At 70.0% G+C, this 15954-nt stretch carries 15 protein-coding genes; 5 read left to right on the top strand and 10 right to left on the bottom strand.

All coding sequences use genetic code 11. The features are described 5' to 3' along the window. The first annotated feature begins 354 nt into the window (after window positions 1-354). Entirely contained in the window at window positions 355-546 is a 192-nt protein-coding gene (locus VMT65_RS17935; RefSeq protein WP_326309423.1) for a hypothetical protein, read from the top strand. 144 nt (window positions 547-690) lie between these two features. Further along, window positions 691-1671, top strand: a complete 981-nt coding sequence (locus VMT65_RS17940; protein WP_326309424.1) for a hypothetical protein — start codon at window positions 691-693, stop codon at window positions 1669-1671. Window positions 1672-1755: 84 nt separating this feature from the next. Here VMT65_RS17940 and groL read toward each other — a convergent pair whose 3' ends face one another. Together groL and groES are read right to left on the bottom strand one after the other, a co-directional pair. After that, the gene (gene groL, locus VMT65_RS17945; RefSeq protein ID WP_326309425.1) at window positions 1756-3366 is read right to left on the bottom strand and encodes a chaperonin GroEL; all 1611 of its coding nucleotides are present in this window, start codon (window positions 3364-3366) and stop codon (window positions 1756-1758) included. Window positions 3367-3503: 137 nt separating this feature from the next. Then, complete coding sequence (gene groES / locus VMT65_RS17950) at window positions 3504-3806, bottom strand: co-chaperone GroES (RefSeq protein ID WP_033086015.1); 303 nt, start codon at window positions 3804-3806, stop codon at window positions 3504-3506. Between the two features lie 634 nt (window positions 3807-4440). Between groES and VMT65_RS17955 the strand changes: the two genes are divergently transcribed. Continuing rightward, window positions 4441-5859, top strand: a complete 1419-nt coding sequence (locus VMT65_RS17955; RefSeq protein ID WP_326309426.1) for an Hsp70 family protein — start codon at window positions 4441-4443, stop codon at window positions 5857-5859. Between the two features lie 150 nt (window positions 5860-6009). Here VMT65_RS17955 and tsaD read toward each other — a convergent pair whose 3' ends face one another. The 6 genes from tsaD to dapA all read right to left on the bottom strand — a co-directional run bounded on the left by tsaD (window position 6010) and on the right by dapA (window position 10920). Then, window positions 6010-7041: a tRNA (adenosine(37)-N6)-threonylcarbamoyltransferase complex transferase subunit TsaD gene (gene tsaD / locus VMT65_RS17960; protein WP_326309427.1), complete on the bottom strand. Its 1032-nt coding sequence runs from the start codon at window positions 7039-7041 to the stop codon at window positions 6010-6012. Continuing rightward, on the bottom strand, window positions 7038-7562 hold the full coding sequence (gene rimI / locus VMT65_RS17965; RefSeq protein ID WP_326309428.1) for a ribosomal protein S18-alanine N-acetyltransferase: 525 nt from the start codon (window positions 7560-7562) through the stop codon (window positions 7038-7040). Before rimI ends, tsaD begins: the two co-directional genes overlap by 4 nt. After that, window positions 7559-8269 carry a tRNA (adenosine(37)-N6)-threonylcarbamoyltransferase complex dimerization subunit type 1 TsaB gene (tsaB, locus tag VMT65_RS17970; protein WP_326309429.1) on the bottom strand — a complete coding sequence of 237 codons (711 nt, stop codon included), beginning with the start codon at window positions 8267-8269 and terminating at the stop codon, window positions 7559-7561. The genes rimI and tsaB overlap by 4 nt, the downstream gene beginning before the upstream one ends. A 104-nt stretch (window positions 8270-8373) precedes the next feature. Next, window positions 8374-8805 carry a tRNA (adenosine(37)-N6)-threonylcarbamoyltransferase complex ATPase subunit type 1 TsaE gene (gene tsaE, locus VMT65_RS17975; RefSeq protein WP_326310288.1) on the bottom strand — a complete coding sequence of 144 codons (432 nt, stop codon included), beginning with the start codon at window positions 8803-8805 and terminating at the stop codon, window positions 8374-8376. Between the two features lie 47 nt (window positions 8806-8852). After that, window positions 8853-9989 carry an alanine racemase gene (alr, locus tag VMT65_RS17980; RefSeq protein ID WP_326309430.1) on the bottom strand — a complete coding sequence of 379 codons (1137 nt, stop codon included), beginning with the start codon at window positions 9987-9989 and terminating at the stop codon, window positions 8853-8855. 37 nt (window positions 9990-10026) lie between these two features. Continuing rightward, a complete protein-coding gene (gene dapA, locus VMT65_RS17985; RefSeq protein ID WP_326309431.1) occupies window positions 10027-10920 on the bottom strand; it encodes a 4-hydroxy-tetrahydrodipicolinate synthase in 894 nt (297 codons plus the stop codon). Between the two features lie 70 nt (window positions 10921-10990). Between dapA and VMT65_RS17990 the strand changes: the two genes are divergently transcribed. After that, window positions 10991-11899 carry a LysR substrate-binding domain-containing protein gene (locus VMT65_RS17990; RefSeq protein ID WP_326309432.1) on the top strand — a complete coding sequence of 303 codons (909 nt, stop codon included), beginning with the start codon at window positions 10991-10993 and terminating at the stop codon, window positions 11897-11899. Between the two features lie 37 nt (window positions 11900-11936). Here VMT65_RS17990 and VMT65_RS17995 read toward each other — a convergent pair whose 3' ends face one another. Then, entirely contained in the window at window positions 11937-13484 is a 1548-nt protein-coding gene (locus VMT65_RS17995) for an NAD(P)H-hydrate dehydratase (RefSeq protein WP_442790262.1), read from the bottom strand. A gap of 163 nt (window positions 13485-13647) precedes the next feature. Here VMT65_RS17995 and VMT65_RS18000 point away from each other — a divergent pair, with 163 nt between their 5' ends. Beyond that, window positions 13648-14070 carry a cupredoxin domain-containing protein gene (locus VMT65_RS18000; RefSeq protein ID WP_326309433.1) on the top strand — a complete coding sequence of 141 codons (423 nt, stop codon included), beginning with the start codon at window positions 13648-13650 and terminating at the stop codon, window positions 14068-14070. Here VMT65_RS18000 and glmS read toward each other — a convergent pair whose 3' ends face one another. After that, window positions 14071-15939 (bottom strand): glutamine--fructose-6-phosphate transaminase (isomerizing), encoded by a 1869-nt coding sequence (gene glmS, locus VMT65_RS18005; RefSeq protein ID WP_326309434.1) that lies wholly within the window; start codon window positions 15937-15939, stop codon window positions 14071-14073. Window positions 15940-15954 lie beyond the last annotated feature (15 nt).

Here is a 15954-nt window from a genome sequence, read left to right on the forward strand (position 1 = left end):
TCGGCACTCGAGGCAACCCCCGAAAAAAGCACCGAGCAAGCCCCCGAGCCCGCAGGGCTCTCGTCGCGTGCCCCCAAACCAGGTCGCCCGACCGGTTTCCATTGCCCCCTTCGCCCCCGTTTGCGCCCTTTACCCGTAACCACCCCTTCCCGGTAACGCATGCCCGAATCCGGACGATCCGCCCAGCAGACCTCTTGCGCGCCATACTCATTCATGACGCCCCGCGAACGGACCGTCCGGCATGCGTTTCCCCCACACCTTCGCCCGCACCCGCCGCCGCGTCATCGCGGACACGCTGGCCGCCGCCGCCCCACCGCCTCCCTATGCGCTGACGTCTACCCGACCGGTGGAGAAATGAACGGCCCACTCCGCACTCTCCTGCGCCCGGCGCTGGGCGCACTCGCGGCTCTCGTCCTCGTCGTCGGTGGGCTGGTCGCATTCGTCGCCACCGATGCCCCAGCGCCCGACGACTCCCCCGCGACGCCCCTCCCTCCGATCTCCATCCCCCTAGGCCCGCACTGGCTCACTCCCTCCCCTGAGCGCTGATCAAGGTCAGGGAGCTGTCATTGTGGAGAATCGGATGTGATTCCGCGGTGTGAGCTCCCTGATCTTGATCGAAAATTGGTGGGGTCGGGGGTGTGGGGGCTGGTAGCGTGCGGCAGTCGATTGGGTTCGGGGGTAAGGGGTTTCATGGATTTGCGGGCGTTGGGTGAGTTTGTGCGGGCCCGGACTAGCGCGGAGGAGATCGCGGCGTTCACCGGTGGGGAGGGGGTGCTGCTGCCGGAGGAGGTGCGGGAGGAGATTGGCGCGGTGCAGGCGGGGGCTAGCGCGGCGGAGTTGACGGCCGGGGTGGTGTCGGTGCGGAATTTGCTGCCCGGGGGCGATCTGTTTCATAGCGGGTTGCTGGCGTTGCTGTGCGGGACGATGGTCGAGCGGGGGGCGGATCCGGGGGCGGCCATCGATGCGACGTTGGAATTGCTCGTCGAGCAGTTGCGGGCGTTGGCGGAGAAGCCGGATGAGTTGGCGCGGGCGGCGGGGCAGTTGAGTATTCCGGCGGCCATGACGATGCTGAGTCGGTCCAAGGAGACCCGCAAACGCTGGCGGGCGCGGCCGGAGATCATGGCGCTGCTCGACGAGCTGGAGGACGAGGAGCTCGTGCCGTTCTGGCTGCGCGAGATGTTCACGCTCCACGACGATGTCGAACTGCTCGTCTTGGACCCGAAGAACCGGCGCGCCTTCGAATTCCGCCTGATCGGCGTGCGGGACCGGCTCTACCACTGTTACGCGCTGCTCCAGGACGCCCTGCTGCGGCACGCGGGCCCCGGTTACCTCGATGCCGAACCGGTCGACCCCCTGGCGGTCCGCTACGCCCGCAACGACCACCTCACCCGCGCCGACCACGAGGCCGCCGCGACCCTGATGGACCACCAGCGCTTCAATTTCGCCTACCCGGGCGTGGCCTTCATGCCCGGCTCCGGATCCCCCGAGGAACTCCCCATCCTCGACGGGAAGCGACTGCTCACCGTGGCACCCAAGGGAATTCACTTCAATTGGCAGCCGTCGAACATGTACGGCGTCATTCACGAGGCGCTGGAATCCGCGGTCGAATTGACCCGCGAATTCTCCGCGGCCGAGGCCGAATCCCTGCTGGCCCGCTGCGGCCTGCTCTGAACACAACGCTGCCCCGGACGGAAATCCCGTCCGGGGCAGCGTTTTCAGCCTCGAGTCAGCTCGGTGGCTCGATCCGAAGCTACCTCAGTGCGAGTGCCCGTGGTGGTCGTGACCGGCGGCCTCTTCGACCGGCTTGTCGACGACCGCCGACTCGGTGGTCAGCACCATGCGCGCCACGGAGGTGGCGTTCTCCACGGCCGAGCGGGTGACCTTGACCGGGTCGATGACGCCCTCGGTGACCAGGTCGCCGTAGCTCAGGGTGGCGGCGTTGAAGCCGTCCTTGCCCTCGGTGACCTTGGAGACCACGACCGCGCCGTCCACGCCCGCATTGCTGGCGATCCAGAACAGCGGGGCCAGCAGCGCCTGGCGCACGACCTCGACACCGACCGCCTCGTCGCCGGAGAGCGAGTCGCGCAGCTCGTTGAGCTTCGCGGCCGCCTGCACCAGGGCGGTGCCACCGCCGGGCACGATGCCCTCGGCGACCGCGGCCTTGGCCGACGACACGGCGTCCTCGACGCGGTACTTGCGCTCCTTGAGCTCGGTCTCGGTGGCCGCGCCGACCTTGATGACGGCGACGCCACCGGCCAGCTTGGCCAGGCGCTCTTCCAGCTTCTCGCGGTCCCAGTCGGAGTCGGTGTGCTCGATCTCCTTGCGCAGCTGGGCAACCCGCGCGTCGATGTCGGCCTGCGAGCCCGCGCCCTCGACGATGGTGGTGTCGTCCTTGCCGACCACGACGCGGCGGGCCTTGCCCAGCACGTCCAGACCGGCCTCGCGCAGGGTGATGCCCAGATCCGGGTTGACCACGGTGCCGCCGGTGACGATGGCCAGGTCGTCCAGGAACGCCTTGCGGCGGTCACCGAAGAACGGGGCCTTCACCGCGACGACCTTGAGGGTCTTGCGAATCGCGTTGACCACCAGGGTGGACAGCGCCTCGCCGTCGACATCCTCGGCGATGATCAGCACCGGCTTGCCCGACTCCGCGATCTTCTCCAGCAGCGGCAGCAGGTCCGGCAGCGAGGAGATCTTCTCGCGGTTGAGCAGCACCCAGGCGTCCTCCAGGACCGCCTGCATGGTCTCGGCGTCGGTCACGAAGTACGGCGACAGGTAGCCCTTGTCGAACTGCACGCCCTCGGTGATGACGACCTCGGTCTGCAGACCCGAGGACTCCTCGATGGTGACGACGCCGTCCTTGCCGACCTTGGTCAGCGCCTCGGCGACCAGCGCGCCGATCTCCTCGTCGCGCGAGGACACGGTGGCGACCTGCGCGATGGCCTTCTCGCCATTGACCGGGGTCGCGGCGGCGGCCAGCGCGGCGGCGACGGCCTCGGCGGCCTTGCCCATGCCCTTGCCCAGGGTCATCGGGTTCGCGCCCGCGGCAATGTTCTTCAGGCCGCCCTTGATGAGGGCCTGCGCCAGCACGGTGGCGGTGGTGGTGCCGTCACCGGCGACATCGTTGGTCTTGGTGGCGACGCTCTTGACCAGCTGCGCGCCCAGGTTCTCGAACGGGTCCTCGAGGTCGATGTCGCGGGCGATGGTGACGCCGTCGTTGGTGACGGTCGGGCCACCGAAGGCCTTGGCCAGCACCACGTGTCGACCGCGCGGGCCGAGGGTGACCTTGACGGCGTCGGCGAGCTTGTCGACGCCGCGCTCCATCGCCCGACGAGCCTTCTCGTCGAACTCGATCTGCTTTGGCATTTACCTACTCCTGTGTGTCCGGAAGCCGGGGGTTTCTCCCCCGAACCCCCGAATGAGTTGGGAGGGAACGCACTCCGCCCCGGGTCGGTGGCTGTATGACCAGCGGCTCGACGCCGGGGCGGAAAAGGGTGCGTCCCTTACTTGGTGACGACAGCGAGCAGGTCGCGAGCCGACAGGATCAGGTACTCCGAACCGTTGTACTTGATCTCGGTGCCGCCGTACTTGCTGTAGATGACGACGTCGCCTTCCTTGACGTCGAGCGGGATGCGCTTCTCGCCGTCCTCGTCCCACCGGCCGGGGCCGACGGCGATGACGGTGCCCTCCTGGGGCTTCTCCTTCGCCGTGTCAGGGATGACCAGACCGGAGGCGGTGGTGGTTTCGGCCTCGTTGGCCTGGACGAGGATCTTGTCCTCGAGCGGCTTGATGTTCACGCTCGCCACGTTGAGCCCTCCACTTTCAGGGGATTCTTCTCGTCCGGGGCTGTTCCCCGAACGCACGGTTTCGGTCATGTGTGACCCTTGCGCAACAAGCCCCGTCGTCGCGGGTGCCGGGACCCTGCGTAGTAGTCAGCAGCTGGCACGTCAGCACTAGCCCGGTGCCACCTAGCACTCTATACACGTGAGTGCCAGCGCTCAAGGCCGGGCACTGCTACCCGCAACCCGTCGTTACCCGTAACGGCGCTGGACAGCGCGGTAACGCCGCTGGACAGCGCGACTCGCCGACACGACGGCCCGGGAATCTGAGGTCTTCCAAAGAAATCCGAAAATCTGTAACGTTCGGATAACGGAATGTGACACCATTGACGACGGCCGCGCGGCAAGACCTAATCGGTTGTGTCACGCGCGCCATCGATAGTTACACAACCGCTTCACCCCGCTAACCGCGCGGCGATCCTGCGCGCGGGCTCGAGAAGAGAGCAAGACCGCAAGTGATCAGTGGCAGGTCCGCATGCCCCATCGGACAAGCTCCCGCCGCGATCCGTAGCTCGGAAACGCCTGCAACCCATTGGGCGCGTCCGGAGTCCGTTCGAGATGGTCGTCTCCACCCGGACCATCCGCTCGAAGGGAGGTGAACATGCGAACATCCCTCGGCATCTCGGCCGGGAGCGAGGTGGTGTGCTCGGCGACGGTCGCCACCGCGCCCAACGGCGCCCAGAACTTCGATTACCGGGTCGTCACGGCCGATACGGCCCACTCCGACCTCGGTGACCTGGTGGCGTCCTCCATCGAGTTGATGACCACCCAGATTCCCCGCGAGGCCGTGCATCCGGTCGGCGCGCACCCGGTCGCCCGGACCAATGGCCACCACGAGCACGACACCGCCGCGCCCGGCGACATCGCGGTCGCCTACCGGGACCGGGAACAGGCCCAGATCATTCGGTCGGCGATCGGTCGGCAACGCCACGGCGTGCATCTCATCCCCGAGACCACCGCGGCGCTGGCGTATCTGCGGCACACCGGACTGCTGGACCGCTGGGACACGGTCGCGGTCATCGATATCGGGGCCACCGGCACCACGGTCACGGTCGCCGATCACGCCGACGACACCGTGCTGCGCTCCGAACGCACGACGGCCATCAGCGGCAACGCCATCGACGAGCTGATCCTGCAGCACCTGCTGGACTGCCACCTGTCGCGGCGCGGCATCCGACCCAACCGCGGCATCCTGCTCAACCGTTCCCGGGCCGCCAAGGAGCATCTGTCGGTGGTTCCGGCGGTCACCATCGACCATGTGGCCGGGCAGCCGCTCAAGCTCACCCGGGTGGATTTCGAGGAGATCGTCGCCGATCTGCTACGCGAGCTGGCGGTGTTCGCGCGCGGGGTGTTCGCGCGGGCCCCGAAGTTCCCGGAGGCGGTCGCGGTGATCGGCGGCGGGGCGAATGTGCCGATCATGGTGGTGGGGCTGGAGCGTCAGCTCGACGTGCCGGTGGTGACGGTGCCGGAGCCGGAGGCGGCCATCGCCAAGGGTGCTGCGCTGGTGGCGGATTCGAGCTCGCCGAGCGCGTTCCCGGTGATCGGGCTGGGGTCGGACGCGCCGATCGGGACCTTCACCAAGCTGGCGGGCACGCTGGCCGGGGCGATCGTGGTGGTCGGGCTGATCATCGGGTACGGCGTCAAGGAATTCGTGGTGCCCGAACCGCAGAACACCCACTACTCGCCGTCGACCACCGGCCCGCAGCAACCGGTTTCGCCGACCACGCCGTCGACCGGGCCGACCAACGGATCGACCAGTCCGAGCGGCAATCGCGGCACGGCTCCCGTCGCGCCGCCCCAAACCGGTTCGGCCACCGGCGTTCCCACCATCCCCTCCTCGACCGCCCAGCAGCCCCCGCTGCGCCCGGATCCGGACCTACCGCAGATTCCGTTCCCGGCCGACCTGCCCCGCCTGCTCGGCCCGCTGCTCGGCACCACGATTCCGCCCACCCAGTCGGAGCCGCGCATCTCCCCCTCGCCGCGCCTGACCCGCCTCCCCGAACCTTCAGCGGCCAGCTAAGAGCCGTAAACACTCATGCACCCGTGCCACCGGCCGGGTGCCGAAACAATTTTGGACGTCCCCGACGAGTTACCCCGACCGTCACCAGATCAGTTGTCGCGTTGGCATACGCAGAAACACCGACCATTTCGGGCAAGGCGGAGCCGGTATTCAGAGGTGGCTGGTGGAGACCGGGAGGCCCGGGTCGGTGGCGACGGTCAGGGCGGAAGGCTTTGCGCCGCCCGCGATCACGTGCGCGCCCAGGGTGGCGATCATGACGCCGTTGTCGGTGCACAGGCGCGGCTTGGGGACACGCAGCGTGATACCCGCCGCGGTGCAGCGTTCCTCGGCCATGGAGCGAATGCGGGAGTTGGCGGTCGCGCCGCCGCCGAGCACCAGGGTGTCGACGCCGATGTCCTGGGCGGCGCGCACGGCCTTCATGGTGAGCACGTCCGCCACCGACTCCTGGAAGGAGGCGGCGATATCCGGGATCGGCAGTTCCCGGCCTTCGCGTTGCGCCGCTTCGACATAGCGGGCGACCGCGGTCTTGAGGCCGGAGAAGGAGAAGTCGTAGCGCGGATCGCGGGGACCGGTCATGCCGCGCGGGAAGGCGATGGCGTGCGGATCGCCGTCGGCGGCAATGGCATCCAGCACCGGGCCGCCCGGGTAGCCGAGACCGAGCAGCCGCGCCACCTTGTCGAACGCCTCGCCCGCCGCATCGTCGACCGTGCTGCCCAATTCGACGATGGGCTGGGCCAGATCGGTGACCTGCAGCAGATGGGTGTGGCCGCCGGAGACCAGCAGCGCGATGGCGGGCGGCATCGGGCCGTGCTCGAGGGTGTCCACGGCCACGTGCCCGCCGAGGTGATTGAGCGCGTAGAAGGGGATATCCCAGGCCGCCGCATAGGCTTTGGCCGCCGCGACGCCGACCAGCAGGGCACCGGCCAGACCCGGGCCGATGGTGACGGCCAGCGCGTCGGGCTTGCTGATCCCGGCCGCGGCCAGCGCCCGGCGCATGGCGGGCACGATGGCCTCGAGGTGTGCGCGCGAGGCGATTTCGGGCACCACGCCGCCGAAGCGGGCGTGCTGGTCCACGCTCGAGGCGACCTCGTCGGCGAGCAATTCGCAGGTGCCGTCGGGCAATCGGCGCACGATGCCGACTCCCGTTTCGTCGCAGGAGCTTTCGATACCCATGACGATCATGACGAGACCTCGGCGTCGGTGGTGCAGCCGTCCTGCGGACGGTGCCTGATCAAAGAACCGGCCATCGCCGGACGCCGCATGGTGTAGGCGTCGGCCCCGCTGGGCTGGTAGTAGTTCTTGCGCAGGCCGATGATGTGGAAGCCGTGCTTCTCGTACAGCGTGATGGCGGGCGCGTTGTCGGTGCGGACCTCGAGAAACACCGGGCCGCCGCGCTTTCCGGCCTCCAGCAGCAGCGCTTCCAGCAGCAGCGTGCCGATGCCGCGGCGGTGGTCGGCCGGGTCGACACCGATGGTGTGCACCTCGGCCTCCGGGTGTTCATCGGTGCCGAGCAAGGCGATTCCGGCGTAGCCGACCATGCGGCCCGACGCGTCGCGCGCGGTGATGTAGCGGTTGTGCGGTCCGGCCAGCTCCGAGAGGAACGAAACCTCGTGCCAGGGATCGTCCTCCGGGAAGAGCACCTGTTCGAGTTCGGCGCAGCGGGTGACGTCGGCGGGCCGCATCGGTTCGATGCGGATGGTCATCGGCCCACCTGCGCATAACTCTTCTCCACCGCGTCGGGGCGGCGCAGATACAGCGGGACCAGCGGTTCGGGAACGGCGCCGACGAGAATGTCGGCGGCGGCGCAGCGCACCAGACCGGCGGGCGAGGGCGTCTCCACCGGCAGCACCGGCAGATCGAAATAGTCGACGTGCGAGGCGGATCCGGCGATCACGGTGGCGGCGGCCTGATCCAGGTCGGCGGGCTTGCTCACCTCCGGACCCTCGACACGAGCCAGCGTGGTGCCGTCACCCGTGGCGCGGTAGCGCGCCCAGTACACCTCGCGGCGGCGGGCGTCGGTGACCACCAACAGTTCGGTCGGCTCGGAGCTCTCGCGCAGGTAGCTCTCGGTGTCGGCGGCAATGGCGTCGAGGCTGCACACCCCGTACACCGGCACCCCGAGCGCGTCGCCGAAGGCGGCCGCGGTGGCCATGCCGACGCGCAGTCCGGTGAACGGTCCGGGCCCGATACCGGCCACGACCGCCGCGATATCGGCACGGGAGCGCCCGGATTCGGCGAGGCAGGCCAGAATCTGCGGGGTCAGCACCTCGTTGTGCGCGCGAGCGTCCACGGTCACCTTCGCGGTGATCGTGGTGATGCGCGGTGCGTTCGACCCGGAGTGCGCCGGTTCCAGTTCCACCAGTCCCGCTGTGACGGCGGGGGTCGCGGTGTCGACAGCCAATATCAGCATGATTGTCTTTACGATACCGGGTGGTACAGCCCACTCGGCGCGGTGTCTGCCTGCGGGAACTTACTCGCGAATCAAATCCGGTGCGGTGCGCCCATCGCTGCCACTCAGTTCGCGGCGACCCACTCCCATTCGGCGGTGCGCACATCCGACTCCGCTTCCCGGCGCAATTGCACGCGCAGGTGGCGGTCGGCCAGGTGTTCGGCCACGCCCAGACCCCATTCCACCACCACGACCGCGTGCTCGAGATCGGTGTCCAGATCGAGGGCGTCGAGCTCGTCGAGGTCGCCGCCGAGGCGGTAGGCGTCCACGTGCACCAGCGCCACCGCGCCCGGATGCGCTCCGGCCCGATGCTGGCGGGCGATGATGAAAGTCGGTGAGCTGACCCGTCCTTCGACGCCCAGCCCCGCCGCGATGCCCCGGGTGAGCGCGGTCTTGCCCGCGCCCAGGGGGCCGTCGAGGATGACCAGATCCCCGGCCTGCAGCTGTAAGGCGAGTTCGCGGCCGAGCGCCTCGGTGTCCTCGACCGTGGCGAGCATGCGGTGCTCTGCGGTGCCCGGGTGGCCAGCGGTGCTCGGGTGCTCGGTCACCGGTCACCGCCGACGTGGGTGCGGGTAACGCGACCGCGCGGACCGCACACGATTTCGTAGTTGATGGTGCCGAGGGCCTGCGCCCACTCGTCGGCGTGCGGGTGACCCGGCTCACCTCCGAACAGGATCGCGGTGTCGCCCGCCTGGACGCCCGCGGCATTGTCGCCGAGGTCGACCACGATCTGATCCATGCAGACCCGACCGATCTGTGGGTGGCGCGCGCCGCCGATCCAGACCGAGAACTTGCCGCTCAACACCCGCGGCACGCCGTCGGCGTATCCGGCGGGGACGAGGGCGACGGTGGTGTCGCGCTCGGCGATCCAGTCGTGGCCGTAGGAGACGCCGCCGCCCGCGGGGACGCGCTTCACACGCAATACGCGGGCCCGGAAGGTCATGGCCGGGCGCAGACCGAAATCGCCCTGCTCCGGAATCGGTGAAAGTCCGTACACCGCAATGCCGGGGCGCACCATGTCGAACGCGAGGTCCGGACGGGTCAGCGCGGCAGCGGAATTCGACAGGTGCACGAGTTCGGGCTCCATGCCGTGCTCCTTGGCGGTGGCGATGAACTCGAGGAAGCGGTCGCGCTGGCCGTCGTTGACCGGATGCTGTGGCTCGTCGGCCAGGGCCAGATGGGAGAAGATGGCGCGGAAACGCACCGTGCCCTCGGCGATCAGCTTGGCCAGCCGCTCCAGGACCTCGGGGAACTCGGCGAAGGGAATGCCATTGCGGTGCAGGCCGGTATCGACCTTCAGGCTCACGGTGGCGGTGCGGCCCAGGCGGCGCGCGGCCGCCGCGACGGCTTCCAGCTGCGCCAGGTCGGAGACGCCGAGCTCGATATCGGCGGCGATGCCGCTGGCGTAATCGGCGTCGGAAGTGTTGAGCCAGGACAGGATCGGCGCGGTGATGCCCGCGGCCCGCAGCTCCACCGCCTCCGCGATGGTGGTGGTCCCGATCTCGCGCGCCCCGGCGGCCAGCGCGGCGCGCGCCACCTCGGCCGCGCCGTGGTTGTACCCGTCCGCCTTGACGACGACCATGACCGCGGCATCCCCGGCGTGCTCGGCCAGAACGCGCACGTTGTGCGCGATGGCGTCCAGGTCGACGACGATTTCCACCTGTGGGTCGGGCTTGTTCACGCCCTCGATACTGCCATTGGAACCGCCGCGACTCGGATCACACCCGAATCCCGGCTCGCTCTTCGGGCAGGACCGCGAGGGCGGCGGTGAGAGCCTCGCGGCTTGCCGGGAGGAGGGGCAGGCGGACGTTCGGGGTGGGGATGCGGCCCTGGGCGGCGAGAACCGCCTTGACGACAACGGGATTGGGCTCGGCGAACAGGGCCTGGGCCAGGGGTGCCAGGCGATTGCCGAGTTCGCGGCCGCGGCGGAGGTCGCCCGCGCGCCAGGCGGTGACCAAGTCCGCATAGGGCGCGGGGGCGACATTGGCGCAGGCGAGAATCGCGCCGGAGGCGCCGAGCGCGAGCAGCGGGGCGGCGTAGAGATCGTCGCCCGCGAGGAGCGAGGTGTGCTCGGGCATACGGCTCAGGAAGGCGATCGTGGTGTCGTCGATGCCGCCCGCGGTGTATTTGAAGCCCGCGACATTCGGCAGTTCGGCCAGGCGGCACAGGGTTTCGGCGCTCAGGGTGCGCGAGGTGCGGTAGGGGATGTGGTAGATCAGCACGGGCACCGGGCTGGCGGCGGCGAGCGCCCGGAAGTGTTCCACCACACCGGCTTCGGAGGGGCGGTTGTAGTAGGGGACGACCGCGAGGGCGGCGGTGGCGCGGGGGTCCAGGGTCGCGAGGGCGCGGGCCGAATCGAGGGTCGCGTTGGAGCCCGCGCCGACGATCAGGGCGGCCTCGCGGGCGCGGCAGACCTCGGCGCAGATGTCGATGACGCGGGACTGTTCGGCGGCGGTGAGGGTGGCGGGTTCGCCGGTGGTGCCGAGCGCGACCAGGCCCGCCGCGCCCGCGTCGAGCACCTCGTGGGCGAGGGCTTCCAGGGCGTCGGCGGCCACCTCGCCGTCGGCGGTGAACGGCGTGATGAGTGGCACGTACAAGCCGGTGAAGGTCATGCGACCAGCCTGATCGACCGGATGCGTCAGGTCCATTTCACGTTTCTGAGCCCGAGCGTAAGCTCATCTGATGCTGGATGTCCGTCGCCTGCGCTTGCTGCGCGAACTCGCGCACCGCAAGACCATCGCCGCGGTCGCCGACGCCCTGACCTACACGCCGTCGGCCGTCTCGCAGCAGCTGACCGCCCTGGAACGCGAGGCCGGAGTCCCACTCCTGGAACGCACCGGCCGCAGCGTCACCCTCACCCCCGCCGCCCTGCGCCTGGTCGAACACACCGAAACCATCCTGGCCGTCCTGGAACAGGCGACGGCCGAACTCGCCTCCGCCCGAACCGAACTCACCGGCACCCTCCGCATCGGCGCGTTCCCCACCGCCGTCCACACCATCCTCTCCCCCGCCCTGGTCACCCTCAGCCGCGACCACCCCCGGCTGGAACTCCTTGTCACCGAACTGGATCCGGCCGCCGCCCCCGCGGCCCTGCGCGCCGAAACCCTGGACATCGCCCTGCTCCAGGAATACGACTACGTCCCCCTGGCCCCCGAACCCGGCCTCGACACCGAGCCCCTGTTCGAAGAAACAGTCCACCTCGCCACGCTCACCCCGGACCACAGCGAGGCAACACCGAACCCCGCCCCGAATCCCCTTGCCGCACATGCCGATTCCCAATGGATCGCCGCCACCCCCGGCACCCTCTGCCACGAAATGACCGTCCGCGCCTGCCTCGCAGCCGGATTCACCCCGCGCATCCGCCACCACGCCGACGACTTCGGCACCGTCCTCGCCCTGGTCGCCGCAGGCCAGGGCGTATCCCTCGTCCCAGACCTCGGCGCTCGCGCGGTGCCGAAAACAGTCACCCTCACCGCCCTATCAACCCACCGCCGCACCCACCTGGCCTACCGCCGTGGCACCGGCACCAATCCCATTGTGGCGGCAGCCCGCACCGCCCTGCACGCCGCAACCACCCACCGCTCCCCCTGACCCCACCTCCGAGCCACCCAGAGCGGGGTTACGGCGGTCAGAGCGTGGCGAGTTCGCGTAGGGTGCCGATCGCTTCGCGCAGGTGGGAGAGCAAGGGGGAGGCCGAGATCGGCGCGCCCGCGGTGGTTGTCGCGTGGGCGGCGAGGTTGGCGGCGAGGGCGTGGGCGCGGGCGGCTGCGGCGGCGGCGAAGATCGGGTGGGAGCCGTGGGCGAGGAGGGCGGCGATGATGCCGGAGAGGACGTCGCCGGAGCCCGCGGTGGCGGCCCAGGAGCCGCCCGCCTCGTTCACGAAGACGGGGCGGTCGGGGCTGGCGATCAGGGTGGCGCGGCCCTTCAAAAGGACTGTGACCTGCCAGGATTCGGCCAATTTGCGGACGGCGGCGACCCTGTCCTGACCGGGCTCCGAACCGGTCAGTCGGGCGAATTCCCCGGCGTGCGGGGTCAACACGGTTGGGGCGCGGCGGCCCGTCACCAGGCTCGGCTCGGCGGCGAGCAGGGTGAGGCCGTCGGCGTCCACCACGACGGGCAGGTCGGTGGCGAGGATTTCGGCGAGGCGGTCGCGGGCGGCGGCGTCGGTGCCCGCGCCGGGACCGAAGACCCAGGACTGGACTCGGCCGGTGGCGGAAATGGATTCGGCGGCAATGACTTCCGGGAAATGCGCAAGCACCTGGGCCGCGCCGGTGCCCGCGTAGCGGACCATGCCGGAGGTGGCGGCGACCGCGCCGCCGGTGCAAAGGATGGCCGCGCCGGGGTAGGTGGCGCTGCCCGCGCAGACGCCCGTGACGCCCTGGGTGTATTTGTCGTCGGAGGGGCCGGGGACCGGCCAGTCCGCGCCGACCGCGCGGGGCTCCAGCGCGGCCAGCGTCGGCATCGGCAGCCGTAATCCGATGGGCACCAGTTCGATTCGGCCGCAGTGCGGGGCGGCGAGGGCGTGGACCGGCTTGTACGCGCCGAAGGTGACCGTGACATCCGCGGTGACGGCGGCCCCCGTCACGGCTCCGGTGTCCGGATCCACGCCGCTGGGCAGGTCGGCGGCGATTATCGGGCAGCGCACGCCCGCAACGATTTCGGCGGCCACCGGCCGCAGCGGGCCGCGACCGGAGATGCCGACGATGCCGTCCACCACCAGGTCCGGGTCGCCGAGCAGGTCGCGCACCGGCCAGGGCACCTCCGTGCTGACGCGCATGTGGAGCATCGATCCCGGCGGGATTCGGTCTCCGCGCAGGTCGTCCGGGTCGGTGGGGGCCGTCACGACCCGTCCGCCCGTGCGGCGCAGGGCGGCCAGCCCCTCGGCGTGGGCGCGGTCGGGTGAGAGCAGGACCGCGCGCACCGCGACACCGCGCCGCCGCAGGAACGAGCCCGCCCACAGCGCGTCACCACCGTTGTCACCGGAACCCACCAGCAGGGTCACCGCGCGCCCGGCCACTCCCCCGGTGCGTTCGCGCAGCTCCCGCGCCACCACGTCGGCGAGCCCGAAAGCGGCCCGGCGCATGGGCATTCCGGCGGGGACCCGGGTGAACAGTTCGGCTTCCGCGGCCCGCACCTCGTCGGCCGTGTAGTACGCGCGCACCGTCTCTGCGGTCATGGTTCGCCTCCCGGATCGGATTCCTCGGGCCCGTGCCCCAACCTGTCCGCGGCCCCGGCCCCACCTGTCTGCGCTTGTGCAGACTACGCCCGTCGCGCCGCGCCGCAGGTCAGCACGGGTGCCCGCGAACGGCCCGCTATCGGCGGGGACTAACCTGGCCGATATGCCGATCCGCCGCCAGTCATCCTCGCGTGCCCTGCTTCTCGTCGCCGTCGTGGCGGGAGCGCTGGTCGCCGGGGGCTGCTCGTCCACCGGCTCGAACACCGCGACCTCCACCACGGCGGCTCCGGCGTCCACGTCGGCGGCGGCCCCCACCACCCCCGCTCCGGCGGCCGCGGCCACGGTCGAGGTGAAGGACATGAAGTTCTCCCCGGCCGAGATCACCATCAAGGCCGGGGACACCGTGACCTGGAAGTTCGACGACCGTGCCCCGCACGCGGTGCAGGGCATCGGCGATGTCGCGCTGGGCATCAACAGCCCGATCATTCACAAGGGCGAGTGGAGCCACACCTTCACCACGCCCGGCGTCTACCGCTACCTGTGCCCCCTGCACCCCGAGATGAAGGGCACCGTCACCGTCCAGTAGCTATTCGACGGTGACCGACTTTGCCAGGTTGCGGGGCTTGTCGACGTCGTAGCCGCGCGCCTGCGCCACCTCGGCGGCGAAGATCTGCAGCGGGACGGTGGACAGCAGCGGCTGGTACAGCGTTGGGGCCGAGGGGATTTCGATCAGGTGGTCGGCGAAGGGCCGCACCGTGTCGTCGCCCTCCTCGGCAATGACGATGGTGCGCGCGCCCCGGGCCTGGATCTCGCGAATATTGCTGAGCAGCTTGGAGTGCAGCACCGCGCGTCCCTTGGGCGAGGGCATGACCACGAACACCGGCAGGCCGTCCTCGATGAGGGCGATCGGCCCGTGCTTGAGCTCGCCCGCCGCGAAGCCCTCGGCGTGCATGTACGCCAATTCCTTGAGCTTCAACGCCCCTTCGAGCGCGACCGGGTAGCCGACGTGGCGGCCCAGGAACAGCACCGTCGGCACCTGCGCGAACTCCCGGGCGATGGCCCGCACCCGCTCGGCCGATTCCAGCACCTGGGCAACGAGTTTCGGCATGGACTCGAGTTCGGCGTATTCGCGCGCCACCTCGTCCGGGTACTTGGTGCCGCGCGCCTGCGCCAATGCCAGCCCGACCAGGTAGTTGGCGGTGATCTGGGCCAGGAACGCCTTGGTGGACGCGACCCCGATCTCCGGTCCGGTGCGGGTGTAGAGCACGGCGTCGGCCTCGCGCGGGATCTGCGCGCCATTGGTATTGCAGATGGCCAGGACTCGCGCCTTCTGCTCCTTGGCGTGGCGCACGGCCTCCAGCGTGTCGGCGGTCTCGCCGGACTGGGAGATGGCGACCACCAGGGTGGAGCGGTCCAGCACCGGGTCGCGGTAACGGAATTCGCTGGCCAGCTCGACCTCGACGGGCAGCCGGGTCCAGTGCTCGATGGCGTATTTGGCCAGCAGGCCCGCGTGATACGAACTGCCGCAGGCCACCACGAAGACCTTGTCGACCTCGCGCAATTCCTGCTCGGCCAGGCGCTGCTCGTCGAGCACGATCTTGCCGCCCGCGTAATGGCCGATCAGAGTGTCGGCGACACCGGTGGGCTGCTCCTGGATCTCCTTGAGCATGAAGTAGTCGTAGCCGCCCTTCTCGGCGGCGGCCAGATCCCAGTCGATGGTGAAGGGGCGGGTGCGCACGCCCTCGGTCGCGCCGTGGAAGTCGGTGACCCGGTAGCTGTCGGCGGTGATGACGACCGCCTGGTCCTGCCCGAGTTCGACTGCCTCCCGGGTGTGTTCGATGAAGGCGGTCACGTCGGAGGCGATGAACATCTCGCCCTGGCCGACGCCGACCACCAGCGGGGTGGAGCGGCGGGCGGCGACGATCGTGCCCGGATGGTCGGCGTGGGTGAAGACCAGGGTGAACGCGCCTTCCAGGCGACGCACCACGGCGAGGGCCGAGGCGACGAAGTCACCGGCGGTGTCGCCCTTGGCGTAGGCGCGGGCGACCAGGTGGACGGCCACCTCGGTGTCGGTGTCGCTGCCGAGTTCGACCCCGGCCTCCTCGAGTTCGCGGCGCAGCGGCGCGAAGTTCTCGATGATGCCGTTGTGTACCACCGCAACCCGGCCGGTGTGGTCGCGGTGCGGGTGGGCATTGCGGTCGGTCGGCGCGCCGTGCGTGGCCCAGCGGGTGTGTCCCATGCCGGTGGATCCGGCGAAACGGTCACGGCCGCCGTCGTCGAGTTCGGCCTCGAGGTTGGCCAGGCGGCCCGCCTTGCGCTCCACGGCCAGGCCCCCGGCACCGTCCAGGATGGCCACCCCGGCGGAGTCGTACCCTCGATATTCCATGCGGCGCAACGCATCAACCACAACCCCGAGCGCGTCCCGGTACCCCACATACCCCACGATTCCGCACATGGGCCCATAGCCTAA

Origin of the sequence: Nocardia sp. CDC153 (assembly GCF_035818515.1) — a bacterium.
Classification (GTDB): domain Bacteria; phylum Actinomycetota; class Actinomycetes; order Mycobacteriales; family Mycobacteriaceae; genus Nocardia.